Genomic DNA, 12967 nt, shown 5'->3' with positions numbered 1-12967 from the left:
CTCTCTGAGAGCGGATTTTCCTTGCAGAGTGACGGATATCCAAAATATATAAATGTTTATCCAAAAAGGGAGGGCATCATGCAGGTTTCAAAATGGGGAAACAGCCTTGCGGTTCGTATTCCTGCTCATATCGTGCGCCAGCTTGGCTTGCAGGAAGGTGACAACGTCGAAGCCGTCTTTTCTCGCCTGAAAAGCCATGAGGAGGCTTTGCAGTCTCTCAAAACGATAGGCCGTAAACTGCCTAAGGATTTTCGTTTTGAACGTCCTCAAGACTGAGCATGTCTGTTTTTCTCGATACCAATATCCTGCTCTATGCCTGCCTGGAGCAGGACGCAGAGAAAATGCGTATTGCCGTCGACCTGCTACGCCAATCGGATTGCCATATCTCGGTTCAGTCCCTCAACGAGATGACGAACACACTGCGACGTAAGACAAAGCTGTCGTTAGACGACATAGGGGAACTGGTCTCTGACATCAGAAGCCTGACCACCGTGCATGACCTTACGACAAGCGTTTACGCCAGAGGCTGGGCGATTGTGCGTCGTTACGGCTTGCAGACTTATGACAGCATGATTTTGGCCTGCGCCATTGAAAACGGGCATGAGACTGTTCTGTCAGAGGATATGCAGAACGGTCTTTCCATCTTCGATATGACGACTATTCGGAATCCGTTTGAAGAAATTTATAAATATTTAGAGGTCAGCTAAAATTCTAAATCCGGTTACGACCGCATTTTTGTAATAATCTCCAGCATCTGGGCGAAATATAATTTGTAAATCTGGAACTATGGATATTCCGGAATATAATTTAAAAGAGTAGTTCATTTCTAAGACCTGAATATTGGTTTCTACGGCATGAACGCCATTTTGTAATTTAATTCCAAGATCCTGCTGAAGCTCCTGCGTTCTCGTGAGGTTGGGGTTAACTTGAAGATTTGAAAAGAAAATCGATGCATAATCCGCATCTCTGCCTGGAATAAAATGCTGGGCAATCAATCCAGCAGTATATTGGTGCCGAAAGGGCAAAGATGATCCTGTTGCATCTGTCGCGATACCCATCAAAATTAGACCGTCTCGTGGTCCCGGTCCAAAGCGAAACAACATCTGATCGCCACCAATATAGGCGGCTCCTCTCTGACGCTCTATACGAGCTGGCGCATGCGAAGTGACGATTGGTTCTCCCGTAACGGACACGTAGAGATCTTTATTGTCAGACGTATCCACATAACCTCCGATCTTATAATGTCCGGGAAGTTTTTTTCGTCCCCATTGGGGATTCCAACCTATTTCCATAGGAATCATGATCCCGAGTGAGGCTGTAGTAATTGTGAAACCAGCAATTCCACCGTCTTTTTTTGTGTCCTGAAATAGTCCGACGCGGGTATAAACGGATTTTATTGGATCATACTCTACTTGAGCCCCGAGTTCTGCATATGGCCAGGAGCGCCAATGCGATGAAACCGAAACAGCTGTGGGGTGTGAGCATGTCACGTTGTCTAGCGCATAGCATCCAAGTGGGAATGAACCGAAACTCATATTTGGTGGATAAAAACCAGCAGTAATTGTGACACGATCGTTTGCGATCTTCTGCTGCAGATATAGCTCCACAAGGTGGTATAGAACATTGCCGCCGACACCAAAGCTTTGTTGAGGCTCAAGTAGTGTTAAGTCTCCGACATAATTCTTGGCGACGTCACGTCCAGCGCGCTGGACGCCAAGCATTCGGAAACTCAGCCCTTTGACATCAATTAATTTTTGCAGATCGATATCAACGCCCATCGTGATTTGATGGTCATAAGCTATGCCTTTGCGCCGTCCGCCAGCTACGTCAGCCAGTGTTTCAGTCAAATATGTTAATGTTAAATCTATCCCTTTTTTATGAAGCCATGTTCGGGCCCCAAAGGGATCTCCTAAAGCTTTATTGCTGAAAGGCGATTTGGTGGTTGATAGATCAACAGGAGCTTTTGGAGGCTTTACAGAAACATTTCCGGGATCAGCGTTAGGGGGCTCTGTGGGAGTGTACGTGCTACTTCCCGGAGTGGCATGTGCTGGATTTAATGCTCCCCATGAGCATAGCGCTACGCAGAGCAGACTTACGGCAGCTACGGAATGATGAAGGGTACGGCAAATGAGAGGCATCGACTTTCAACTTAAATCTCGTGAATGATAACCAACTAGTCAGTCAGTAAGATTTTTAAGCCGATAGGACGAAAATAAATTCTACAAAAATCACGCTTCTGAGATCAGGGTATTGATAACAAGAAAGTGAATATGGATACCTGACTACTGATCTGGTGATGATAAATACGTAATTATCATGGTTTTCACCAAATTCTTGTGTCTTATGCTATTTGACGAACTTAACATATTTATCCCAAGTACAGTAGATACTGTATGGTGATTGCTAACTCTATAAAAACAAAAAGATGTATACAATAAGTGAAGATCAATAGGGGTAATTGAGCGTTTAAATACCCCTAAATCTTGACCTCTTTTTAATATGGAATTCAATTCCATAAGAATATTTTGACTTAATACAGTATCTATATCGGTGCTTCTGAGTGTTTTTCCATTATTTATATTTTCTATCATAACCATTCTGACAAAATTCTCATTATTTTTATGGTAATCGAATGTAAAATCTATTATTTTCTCAAGTTCTTCGATAGGATTTAAATCGGATTTATCTAATTTTTCCTCTAAATTTCTGAGTTTAGGATATATTTCTTCTAGAACGGCTTTATATAATCCGTCTTTATCACCGAAGTGATAGTAAATCATTCCTTTGGTAGTCCGGGTGCCTTTGGCAATCCTATCAACACGAGCGCCAGCTAAGCCATATTCCGAAAATTCTTTAAGGGCTACCTCTAGAATGTTTTGCCTTGTCTGATCTGCATCACGTGATGTCGTTATGTCGCCACTCATAAAAACTCCTGTATTTTTAGGTTTGTCCGAATTTTTTGCGTTACGAAGCTCTTAAGTGAACCTATCACGAGGAGTTGACCCTCCAAAAGACAATTGAAGGTTGGGTCAGGTCCGGTATTTGGCTTATTCGACAACTTAACTGACTATCTAGTTAGTATGAAAATACTTTTAGAGCAGCTTCATGTTGTTGCGATTAGGAGGACGTTATGTATCAGCTTGATAAGCCTGACAGTCGGATCGGGTTGGCATTAGCTTGGCTGCTGAGTGCTGTTTTGACGATAACCGGATTATATTTTTTGATTGGAGGTGTTTGGTTACTATCTCTGCGGGGTAGCCCTTATTTCGCTCTTGAAAGTCTGTTCCTTTTGTCTTCGGCATATTTTCTGGCACGCCGTCAGATGCTGGCATTTCCGCTTTTTATAGCCTTTTATGTCACAACTGCTTTGTGGTCTTTCTGGGATGCAGGTTGGGATTTTTGGCCATTACTTTCACGTTTGATGGTGCCTTCTGTTTTTCTGCTTATCTTCCTGGTTCTCCTTCCATATCTTCGACAGGTTAACGGTAAAACTGCTTTGCGTACGGTGTCTTATGGGCTATCGGGCATCACCTTTGCAGGCATCGCTGTAGCATTTGCCGAAATGTTTGTGCCTCATGCGCCGGTGGCAGGCCCTGACGCAGAGCTGCCTCTTGCGAGTACTCAGGACGGTCATGGTGACTGGGGGGCTTACGGCCGTACGGCTGAAGGAACGCGCTTCGCACCGTTTTCTGAAATCAATCGGAAGAATATTTCTCATCTGCATCAGGCATGGGTCATGCATACTGGTGATATCCCCGTTAGCCCGGGTGGGAACGGTGCGGAAGATCAAGAAACTCCGCTACAGATAGGCAACAGTTTATATCTGTGTACCCCACATAACGACGTCATTTCAGTGGACGTTGATAGTGGTAAGACTCGCTGGGAAGCACAGGTAAATTCACAGTCAAAGGTTTGGCAACGGTGCCGGGGATTGGGGTATTTTGATGCGACCGCTGCGCGTCCTGCCACCCTCAATGCGGCTTCAGATCCGGCCCCTGTGAACTATGATCCTTCCGCTTCATGCCAAAAGCGGCTTTTTACCAACACACCAGACGGGCGGTTGGTCGCCATAAATGCTGACAATGGCAAACTCTGCACAGAGTTCGGTAATAACGGAACGGTCAATCTTTTAGAAGGATTGGGTAATGCGCCTGATCCACAATATCAGCTCACTTCTGCGCCCACTGTAGCTGGTACGACCGTTATTGTAGGTGGACGCGTTGCAGACAACGTTAAAACTGATATGCCTGGTGGTGTCATTCGGGGCTATGACGTCATAACGGGAGCTTTGCGTTGGGCGTTTGATCCCCGCAACCCAGATCCGAATCATGTTCTGGCGCCCGGAGAGACTTACCGTCGGAGTTCAGCGAATTCCTGGGCTCCCATGTCGTATGACGCTGCGATGAACACAGCCTTTATCCCGATGGGTAGTTCTTCGGTAGACTTGTGGGGTGCTAATCGCCTTCCAGAAGATCATAAGTACGCAACATCTATCCTGGCCCTGGATGCCACCACAGGTCATCTGCGTTGGGTATATCAGACAGTGCATAATGATCTATGGGATTTTGATATTCCCATGCAGCCTTCTCTTATCAATGCTCCGACTAAGGATGGACAAAAACCGGCAGTCGTTTTCGGAACCAAATCCGGACAAATTTTTGTTTTAGATCGTCTGACTGGAAAACCGATTACCACAGTAAAAGAAATTCCGGTTCCAAAAGCTGATATCCCGAACGAACAATATTCTACTACACAGCCTTTCTCTGTAGGAATGCCTCAGATTGGCGCTGGTCCATTGCATGAATCTGATATGTGGGGAGCAACGCCATTTGACCAACTCGTATGTCGGATCAATTTCCGCTCAATGCGATATACAGGATTATTTACTGCTCCAGGTACAGATACTTCGCTAAGCTTCCCTGGTTCGCTGGGGGGCATGAATTGGGGCAGCATATCTTCAGATCCTAATAATGATCTTATCTTTGTAAATGATATGCGTCTGGGTCTATGGGTGCGGATGGTTCCAAACGCGCCCAAAAGCGGGACTGACCCTCACAATTCGCAAAAAGAATCTGATGGTGGTGAATCAGTCAATGCTGGCATGGGAGCTGTTCCTCTTGGTGGCACTCCCTATTCGGTTGTTAAGAATCGCTTCATGTCACCACTGCAAATTCCCTGCCAGAAGCCGCCTTTTGGTACTTTGTCAGCAGTGAGTTTGAAGACGCATAAAATTCTTTGGCAGGTCCCCGTCGGAACTGTGCAGGATACTGGTCCATTTGGCATCAAAATGCATATGAAAATGCCTATCGGCATGCCTACACTAGGGGGAACTCTTGCGACGAAGGGTGGTCTCGTATTCATAGCGGGAACGCAGGATTACTATCTCCGTGCATTTGATAGCTCGACTGGAAAGGAGGTTTGGAAAGCACGCCTACCGGTTGGAAGCCAGGGTGGGCCCATGTCGTATATCTCACCAGTAACGCACCGGCAGTATGTTGTTGTTTCTGTTGGAGGAGCTCGGCAATCACCGGATAGAGGCGATTATGTAATTGCCTTTTCGTTGGACCAAAAATAACGCACAACAACCTAACGCTGATGCTTTGTGTAGGTGATATGATTATTTGGTCCAATTCCTCTCATATACTGCACATTAAACTGTGTTTGGATAATAACGACTCAAGAGAAGCTGCTTCTCTTGAGTCGCGTTGAAGTGTCCCGAAACCGGTCGGTTTTGGGACAGCGCGGGGAAAATGGGCCCGGCTGTTCCGAAACCCTGTTCCGGAATGCCGGGAGGGAAAAGGCGATGACACGGTATGGCTATGCACGGGTCTCGACCGGAGACCAGGTTTGCGATGGGCAAGTCGCAGCCCTTCAAAAGGAAGGCGTGACCGATATCGTTTTTGATACGGTGTCCGGCAGCGTGCCTGCTGCCAGTCGTCCAGGCCTCTCCAGTCTGCTGAGCCGCCTCAAGGAAGGGGACAGTCTGGTTGTGGTGTGTCTGGACAGGCTGGGCCGTAACACCCTTGACGTGATGGGGTTGGTGAGCAACCTGACTGAGCGGCGCGTTCGAGTGCGTATTCTCAATATCGGGATTGAGACGGGCACCCCGAATGGTCAACTGTTCCTGACCATCCTGGCAGGCTTTGCTCAGTTTGAGCGGGAGCTCATTCGCGAACGCACAAGGGCGGGGCTTGCAGCGATCCGGTTGGCCGGAAAACAGCTCGGGCGACCGCCTGTTTTGACTGTTCGGCAGAAGAAACACGTCAAAGAGCTGAGCGCTTCTGGACGGTCACTGGGAGAAATCGCAGGAATTTTCCGGGTCAGCCGCACGACCGTCTGGAGGACGGTTCACTGCGGCCTGCACTGTTCCAATACCCGGAGTTGAGGGACAGTCCTTGTGCTCTCCCTTCCTCGGTCATTGACAGCATTCCGCAAATGACCGGTTTCGGGACAATCTAACGCCGATAAAGTAGTCAGGTTGCTAAAGCAGAAGGCAATGTGATGTCAGTTACAAAAGGGGTGAACGGAATGTCTGTTGTCGGGAAGGGATGACCGAAAACAGACATACGTTCGCAATAGAGCTATCGTCCTGAATATGCCGTTCCGACGCGGTTTTGAGAATGTTGGCTCATCCCGAAGCCTATCTTTCTCCACCTATGGATTACTGGTGAGGGGAGTTGCCAAAGAATTTCTCTCGTACCTTCAACCACCTCGTCAACGGCTATGTGAGTTGAGTGTGAATGAAGTCGGGTTGTGATAAATCGCCTTAAAGTGCGAGAATATCACCCTCAAGCAGAAGAGCCGCGCGGTGGCGATCTGTTTCGGAAATGAGATGCTGCGCAAAAGCAGGGCTTGCGTCGGTCGATCGGTCAAGTAGGCGCGCAAGCAGCCCTAGCGTTGATCGTTGCCGATCACTCAGCTGCTCGAGGTCGAGCGCGATCTGGGCGGTCGATGTCTGGTTGACGTAGCTGAAGATCTTGCCGAGCAGGCCTGCAACTGGGTCAGAAAGTTGGATGCCGGGCTCGTTTTTGGAATTCGCGAACCGGAAATGGCGAAGCGACGCACCTTGGTCGGTCAGAGCCAAACCGGAGAGGTAGGTCTCGATCTGTTTCTCATCATCAAGAATGTGATGCGCCTTGTTGAACAAGCAGAGACGGTTGAGGAAGAAACTGCCAAACCCGTCGATCAGAATGTTCGGTTCTTCGTCCTCGAGATAAGGAAGCCGTTCAAGGTTTCGGGCGATCTGGAGTAACCCCTTGAGCATGTAGAACTCAAAGTGAGGCAGTTTGTCCTCACTGGCCTCCAAGAGATCGAGCAATTCGGCGATGAACGCACCACGACGGGCGCGACCGACATTGGGGTAGGAATAGCGTTCGAGAAGCATGGCTGTCGCATCCACCTCGTTCCGAAGTAGCCCATAGAGGCTGTTTTTGAGCATCATGTGGACCATCAGCAACTGGGGGGCGTGCGCTTCGGTCAGGATAGAACCGACGATGTCGACGATTGACCAATAGAGCAGGTCGGTCACCTGATAATGGATGAGGAATCCCTCTTCCGAGATCCAGCGCAAGAAGGTCTCAAGTTTCGGTGAACTGAGAAGATTGAGAAAGTCACCTTTACCGAGATGTTTGAGCTTGAGCTCGGTGACTGTCGGCTGGATCCGCAAAACATCGCGCAAGGGTTTAAGGTCGATCTGGTGTGGCGCTCCGGAATGAAGGATGCCGCCTAGAACGAAGCTATCTGGCCGCCGGACGTTCATGCCATCCGGTGTCAGCAGAAGCCTACGAATGTTGTTGGTTTCGTCATAATAGAAAGTGAATAGCCCATCAGCACTGGGCAGATGGTGTAAGGCTAAGATCCGGCCCCTCAGAGTCTGGATGTCTATCATCGTGTTTTTCCTGTTAGATGCATCCCCTGTGGGCGGGCAGAAGACGACCAAGCGTGCAGCAGTCGAGCTTGTATTCTGCGACCACCCACCCATGGCTGCGGTCGGCGGCCTTTCATGAGCGAGTGCCACATATCTTGCGCTGCATCACTAAATAGAGGAATGTCTGGCCAAATAGAGAGATTTGTAGAAATAGATACGAGCTATGATTATTTTCTGAATTCCGACACTTCATTATAAACAACGATAATGTCACCCTGAGTTTCAACTTAAGGTATTTTTAACACAAACATCTAAAGGTTTGGGATTATTTTTATCCCGATACTTATCAAGTATAACACCTTCAAAGTACAAGTGCTTGTCAGCAATACGACGCAGGAAAAAGTTCGTATTGAGGTGGGGGTGTTCCTGATGGTATTCAGAAACCGTCGCCATCCAGAATCCGTTATGTTTGCTCACTACGTCTAAAACACCGTTCACGTAATCTTGAAAACCATTGCTTGTATTTTGGAAGTTTAGAGACTGTCTTTTTCCTGACAAAGCGGACTTAAAACGTTCCTTGATCGCTGTACAAGCTCTGGAATCAAAAATTGCCAATCTGGCGTCGGGGCAAAGGAAGAACAGGAATTTGGATGAAGCCGAGACTTGCCGAGATGTAAATACACCTTCTTTAACCCAATTGTTAGCTAGAGAGATGGGGTCGGGTTTTTCCGCCCTTATTTCGCGCTCGAGAACCCTAAGAAATCCTTCATTCGGTACAATGATCTCATCTGGACGCGGCTTTTTCCAACGAAATGCTCTCATCAAACCATAATCTGTGACGAATTCTCTGCAATTTAGGAAATTAATTTGATTTCCGCGGGCATTTTTAAAAATATCTGCCCACTCAGAATCTGAGTGAAAAATATAAGGCTGCTTCCAGCAACAGGTGAAGCTATCGAGAGCTTTCTGGGCAATCTGGTCTTGATAGGCCTTGAGCACATATTTCACAGAATTTTCCTCGTCATTTAATAATATTTCGGTCGAATATGCAGTGTGATTTAACAAACCGTCAATCCGAAGCAAGATTTTGGACAGTCATCTGAGCCTTACCGACATACTTTATTTACGTGACGGTAAAAAATAGTTAATCTCATTACTACTATGGGCAATAAGAGACGAAAAGGATGTTTACTCATATCTGCTACGCAGAAAGTGATTTAAGCAACTGTATGCCCGACATGTAGGCGACTACAGCCCGTCTGCTCTGTTGTTGATGAGCCGACAGGTTGTTTGGGAGGGTAAACGGACTGTCCGGTTTCGGATGGAAACTTAAAAAATCGGACATTCAAGAGCGCGAAATAATCTCGACTACAATCTCCACTTTATTGTTTGTAAGTGTAATTTATTTAAATCTATCAATATCTTATAATAACACCATTGGCCCATGCTATGATTGCTACCATGCTCCGAACTGCGGACCGTTAGACAGTTCCTTTCATGGGTTGAAAACAAAGCTTCGTCCGCTCGCGCTCAGACGCTTTGAAGCACTCGTCTAAGCTCGTCAGCCACGTATGGTGATAGCCCTGCTGTCTCGGGTGTCAGTCGGGAGAGGAAGCCTCGCGCTGACTCTAGATCCATGTCCCTGTTGATTGTCAGGCTGGACAGGACGTGCGCCGTGTGGCGAGAGAGGCCGAGGCTGATAAGCTGGATCATCGTTTGCGATGCTGCCCCAAGCTCCAGATATAAAGTCAGTGCCGGTATCTTCGCGGCGTAGGAAGCGTGCCCCGTTGCGGTCAGGGCCTCTTTGAGCACAGCTCCGTAACAGCCCAGCATGTTCACGTATTTGAACCGGAGGCTGCTTTCCACATCCGTCAGTACCTCTCGAATGACCGTCCGGTTGGACCGGTTCTTTCCCTTGCGCTTATGGTAATTGATCGCATCGTCGATGATCATCGGCAGCGGCTCACCACGCATCCAGCGAAGAGCGAGAGGAGCCCAGTACCGATGATGCTGGCCACTCTTCAGCTCAAGATATTTGTGTACCCGGGCAAAGACAGGTCGCAACTTGTCAAGCGCTTCCCTCCACCCCGCGCTCGGATGAAGCGGGATGAGATAGTCTGGACCCTTTTCCGCGATCTTCTCGATCATATAGTCGTACAGTTCTTGCTGCCGGTACCCTGAAATTTGCGGGCTGGCAGCCAGCGTTTCCATATTCAAACCGATCTGATTGTCAGCGGTCGCCAAGGCAGAGGTAATGCTAGCTCGTGTCTGCATCGACAACCCGCTTAAGCGGTCAAAAGTGTTATCAAGCTGACCTTGCCGATAGTCTCGCAATAACTTTGAGAAGGCGGCTTCCAGATTCGGAGTCTCGCCCGATGGACGGTCAGTCGCCGCTATATACTCAAGCAACTCGGCCGATGTGTCGGTCAGGGCAACCTCAAGCGACGGCTTGATAGGCTCATCCTTTGGCCCGGAGAGCGGACTTGATTCCCATTCATCGTAATCGACGAGAAAAACGTTCCCCTGAAAGTCCTTGCCGAGGCGACCGGCACGTCCCGCGAGGTTCCAGAAATCGACGGGTTCGATTGGGTTCTCTTCCCCCTTATGGGGGTTCTGCATGAACACGTTGCGCGCGGGCAGATTAACGCCTTGCAGCAGCGTGCTTGTGCAGACAATGTAATCGAGATGCCCGTCAGCAAATGCGCTTTCAACAGCGTTCCTCAGCAGCGGAGGAATGCGGCCGTAGTGGAAGCCAACTCCTCCCTCTATGGTTTCAGCAAGCACGTAGCTCGGATGGACAGCCTCTTTCGCAAAGGCAGTCAGCTCCTTGCGAACCTGTACCGATAGCTCACTTAGTCCGGAGGAGGTCACCACTTTAGCAACCGCTGGATCTTGCGACAGCTCTTTGATCTTGAACGCGACGTCCTCACATGCCGCAGGACCGGCGGCATAGACGAGGCTTTGAGAGGCGTTGCCAAGAGCCCAACTCAGATATACGAGCCCATCATAGGAATTATAGATCGGTATCGCGGCATCGATCTCCGCGAGCGGGGTCTTCTCGCCGTCCCGCCACAGCAGCATATCAAACTTCTTATCGTCGCCCGCTCTGCGGTTCAGCAGAATGATGTTCTGGGCGACGGGAGAATCTTTGGTCTTGACCACTTTGACGCTGTCGCGGCCGACCACCGTGCCGAAGACGGCCGGTTCTCGAACTTGCGGGGACGAGAATAGGAACTGCATGTCGGGGTGACGCCGTTGCAAGTCCTGCAAGACTGAATGCAGGACCACTCCCCGGGCCCCCTCGCCGATAAGATGCGCCTCATCGACGATCGCTACGTCGAATCTAAGTTCAGGAGCAGTATGAAACAGCACTTGGAGCCGTTCCGGCGTGAGCACATAGATCGGTGTACCTAATACTGTCGACGCAGCCGGTATCGGCACCGTCGTCACCCCGAACCCCTTGTCGAGGCTGGCTGCGCGCAAATCGGCGGCAACTTGGCTGATGAGGGCGCGGCTCGGCACCAGATAGACTAGGTTGGCGTTCGGACGCGTTCGCTTGAGCTGTTCGATATACGCCAAAAAGACAAACGACTTACCCGCCGAGGTGGGCGCGGAAAGCGCCAGCGATGAGCCAGCCGCTAGGGCCTCCCAGACAGTCCGCTGCATATCTGTGAGGACAGCGCTGCGCTCGCCAATGCGCACGGTATTGTCCAGCTGACGGCCGAGGATCTCGTAAAAAATCGCTTCAGTAAGCGTTCTTGGCTCCGCCTCGCCCTTGAACGCGAATTTGATCGCGGGGTAATTTCCAAGTCGCGCCAAGATAAGTCTGGACGCCACCCTGATCCCGGCGAGGGTTTTGCTATAGGCTAGCGATCCGACACTAATGCGATACGCCAGCTGCCGCCATTCCGCTTCTTCAGATTGGGCGAATATCGTGGCGCTTTGAAGGAGCCGCCGCAGGACTTCTTCTTCAAGCGCGGGGCCGTCAGCGAAGCCCGCGCCGCTCAAAATCGATTGACGCAGTATGGCCTCATAGTCGGCCGCGAAGCGGGGATCGCCGCTGATCTTTTCGCAAAGTCCGTCTACGAAGCTCATGCCGCCACTCCGAGCTTCCCATAGAAGGCCGACCTGAAGACCTTTAGAGACGGGAACGGCAGAAGGAAGAGATGCAAATTGGTTGTGACCGGCAGGCGTTTACTGTAGTGGCGCTCTATCACGCGGCAGGCACTGCCGATCCTCTTCTTGTACTTCTCCTCGAATGCCGAGGCGACTTTGTCGGGTTCAAGCGCAAGTATGCGGTTGTAAGCGGCATATTCAAAGCCAAGCAGGCATGCGTGAACGATACGCTTTTGCAGCGTTAGCTTCGACGTTGAGTACGGGTTGATATAGTCCGCGATCTTCGCCTGAAACGCCGGGTCCAGGCTGTTGAGGTCGGACAGGTTGTTCAGGATCTCAATCTCACGAGAGATCTGACCGGAATTAGCCAGGAGTTCCGCCATGGAGGTGAACGCTGCATCAGCCGCCGACGAAAAACTCTGATATATTTTGGACTCCCCAAAATAGATGGTCAGAAGGTCCTTGGCTTCATCGTAGCCAAGATGAATACCATCCGTGCCGTGCACGGGCATGTTGTTATTGGTCTTCAGGTACATCTTCGAGACCAAGCGCGGTGCCTTAAGCACCCATTCCAGCAAAGCATAGAGGATTAGTTCTCCCGGCTCTCCGCCGGACTCGAGTTGATTCTTCGCTTTGATAAATAAGCTCTTCGCATCGTCGCCAAGTCGGACGATGCGGTGATAATCGAGAGCGGGATCGATCCCCTGCAGCGCATCCCGGACTTTGCTCTTTGGCAGGCAGTACGGGATCAGACAGTCGTAAAGGTATTCGACTAACTCCTGAACCGTCGGGACGCCATCAGCGAAGGTGATGTAGTGGAAGCTACCGGTGAGCCGGTGCATGCCAGACGTCCAGTCAAACGGGACCTCTTTCAAGCGGATGCCGAGGCCCGCGTGATCCTTCAGAAGCGCAGTCATCGCGCCAGCGAGAGCCAATTGGTCATTCACCGACGCAGTTTCCTACAATTGCTGTTAGGTCATTTCT

At 49.7% G+C, this 12967-nt stretch carries 10 protein-coding genes; 4 read left to right on the top strand and 6 right to left on the bottom strand.

Annotated features, from left to right (window positions below; translation table 11 throughout):
• Positions 1 to 78 precede the first annotated feature (78 nt).
• Both HK24_RS03830 and HK24_RS03825 read left to right on the top strand, forming a co-directional pair.
• On the top strand, positions 79 to 276 hold the full coding sequence (locus HK24_RS03830; protein ID WP_008851648.1) for an AbrB/MazE/SpoVT family DNA-binding domain-containing protein: 198 nt from the start codon (positions 79 to 81) through the stop codon (positions 274 to 276).
• Positions 277 to 278: 2 nt separating this feature from the next.
• Entirely contained in the window at positions 279 to 707 is a 429-nt protein-coding gene (locus HK24_RS03825) for a PIN domain-containing protein (protein WP_086633384.1), read from the top strand.
• Here the strand turns inward: HK24_RS03825 and HK24_RS03820 are convergent.
• Together HK24_RS03820 and HK24_RS03815 are read right to left on the bottom strand one after the other, a co-directional pair.
• Positions 693 to 1847, bottom strand: a complete 1155-nt coding sequence (locus tag HK24_RS03820; RefSeq protein ID WP_158092986.1) for a carbohydrate porin — start codon at positions 1845 to 1847, stop codon at positions 693 to 695. The two genes, HK24_RS03825 and HK24_RS03820, sit on opposite strands and share 15 nt — an antisense overlap.
• Positions 1848 to 2282: 435 nt before the next feature.
• On the bottom strand, positions 2283 to 2924 hold the full coding sequence (locus HK24_RS03815) for a TetR/AcrR family transcriptional regulator (RefSeq protein WP_086633382.1): 642 nt from the start codon (positions 2922 to 2924) through the stop codon (positions 2283 to 2285).
• 206 nt (positions 2925 to 3130) lie between these two features.
• Between HK24_RS03815 and HK24_RS03810 the strand changes: the two genes are divergently transcribed.
• Together HK24_RS03810 and HK24_RS03805 are read left to right on the top strand one after the other, a co-directional pair.
• On the top strand, positions 3131 to 5575 hold the full coding sequence (locus HK24_RS03810) for a membrane-bound PQQ-dependent dehydrogenase, glucose/quinate/shikimate family (protein ID WP_086633381.1): 2445 nt from the start codon (positions 3131 to 3133) through the stop codon (positions 5573 to 5575).
• Between the two features lie 228 nt (positions 5576 to 5803).
• Positions 5804 to 6385, top strand: coding sequence for a recombinase family protein (locus HK24_RS03805; protein ID WP_086633380.1), 582 nt, complete (start codon positions 5804 to 5806; stop codon positions 6383 to 6385).
• Positions 6386 to 6766: 381 nt separating this feature from the next.
• Here HK24_RS03805 and HK24_RS03800 read toward each other — a convergent pair whose 3' ends face one another.
• From HK24_RS03800 to HK24_RS03785, 4 genes are all read right to left on the bottom strand, one after another.
• Positions 6767 to 7888 (bottom strand): DUF3800 domain-containing protein, encoded by a 1122-nt coding sequence (locus HK24_RS03800; protein WP_086633379.1) that lies wholly within the window; start codon positions 7886 to 7888, stop codon positions 6767 to 6769.
• A gap of 261 nt (positions 7889 to 8149) precedes the next feature.
• Positions 8150 to 8875, bottom strand: coding sequence for a hypothetical protein (locus HK24_RS03795; RefSeq protein WP_143412288.1), 726 nt, complete (start codon positions 8873 to 8875; stop codon positions 8150 to 8152).
• A gap of 522 nt (positions 8876 to 9397) precedes the next feature.
• The gene (locus HK24_RS03790) at positions 9398 to 11962 is read right to left on the bottom strand and encodes a DEAD/DEAH box helicase (RefSeq protein ID WP_086633377.1); all 2565 of its coding nucleotides are present in this window, start codon (positions 11960 to 11962) and stop codon (positions 9398 to 9400) included.
• The gene (locus tag HK24_RS03785; protein ID WP_086633376.1) at positions 11959 to 12930 is read right to left on the bottom strand and encodes a DUF1837 domain-containing protein; all 972 of its coding nucleotides are present in this window, start codon (positions 12928 to 12930) and stop codon (positions 11959 to 11961) included. The genes HK24_RS03790 and HK24_RS03785 overlap by 4 nt, the downstream gene beginning before the upstream one ends.
• Between the last annotated feature and the right edge of the window lie 37 nt (positions 12931 to 12967).

This window comes from Gluconobacter sp. DsW_058 (assembly GCF_002153615.1).
Classification (GTDB): domain Bacteria; phylum Pseudomonadota; class Alphaproteobacteria; order Acetobacterales; family Acetobacteraceae; genus Gluconobacter; species Gluconobacter cerinus.
Note: the sequence above shows the minus strand (reverse complement) of the source record. Positions and strands in the feature narration are given on the sequence as shown.

What these genes read in the sequence shown, in the direction of transcription:
- HK24_RS03830 (WP_008851648.1), top strand. Translation starts at nt 79, where the DNA reads ATGCAGGTTTCAAAATGGGGAAACAGCCTTGCGGTTCGTATTCCTGCT.
- HK24_RS03825 (WP_086633384.1), top strand. Translation starts at nt 279, where the DNA reads ATGTCTGTTTTTCTCGATACCAATATCCTGCTCTATGCCTGCCTGGAG.
- HK24_RS03815 (WP_086633382.1), bottom strand. Translation starts at nt 2,924, where the DNA reads ATGAGTGGCGACATAACGACATCACGTGATGCAGATCAGACAAGGCAA.
- HK24_RS03810 (WP_086633381.1), top strand. Translation starts at nt 3,131, where the DNA reads ATGTATCAGCTTGATAAGCCTGACAGTCGGATCGGGTTGGCATTAGCT.
- HK24_RS03805 (WP_086633380.1), top strand. Translation starts at nt 5,804, where the DNA reads ATGACACGGTATGGCTATGCACGGGTCTCGACCGGAGACCAGGTTTGC.
- HK24_RS03800 (WP_086633379.1), bottom strand. Translation starts at nt 7,888, where the DNA reads ATGATAGACATCCAGACTCTGAGGGGCCGGATCTTAGCCTTACACCAT.
- HK24_RS03790 (WP_086633377.1), bottom strand. Translation starts at nt 11,962, where the DNA reads ATGAGCTTCGTAGACGGACTTTGCGAAAAGATCAGCGGCGATCCCCGC.